The following is a 387-nucleotide window of genomic DNA, read 5'->3' as shown; positions in this document are numbered from 1 at the left end:
AAGATACAGTTGTAGCAGCGACAGGTTGATACCTAAATTAGAACCATCATATTCAGCCTTACCTTTAACCTGTGAGCTGTCTATGTTGTATTGCCATGTATTGGCTCTCTTGCGGGCGACAAAGTCCACTTCATTCCAATCCAAGCCACCCACTTTAATGCTGCTGCTTTGCACTTGAATACGCTGTGGCACGGGAATTTCAGGAGCATTAAGCTCGCTAAGGATCGGCTTAGGTCCAACACTTGGTCGCTCTAGCGCCGCTATCCATTCATCAAGATTAAACTCTGGCAAACGCAGCGAGGCGTGATGGCCCACTATAGGGCTTACCCTAAAACTACCCGCACCAATAACAGTATTGGTCGCCTCAAGTACAGGCCGACCCTGAGT

1 protein-coding gene is annotated in these 387 nt (G+C 48.3%); it reads right to left on the bottom strand.

Going from position 1 to position 387, the window contains the following annotated elements:
* The coding region (locus AB4585_RS28665; protein ID WP_372172174.1) for a hypothetical protein at window positions 1-315 on the bottom strand (315 nt) is incomplete at its 3' end.
* Window positions 316-387: the final 72 nt, after the last annotated feature.

This window comes from Vibrio sp. 10N.222.49.C9 (genome assembly GCF_041474985.1).
Lineage (GTDB): Bacteria > Pseudomonadota > Gammaproteobacteria > Enterobacterales > Vibrionaceae > Vibrio > Vibrio crassostreae_C.
Note: the sequence above shows the minus strand (reverse complement) of the source record. Positions and strands in the feature narration are given on the sequence as shown.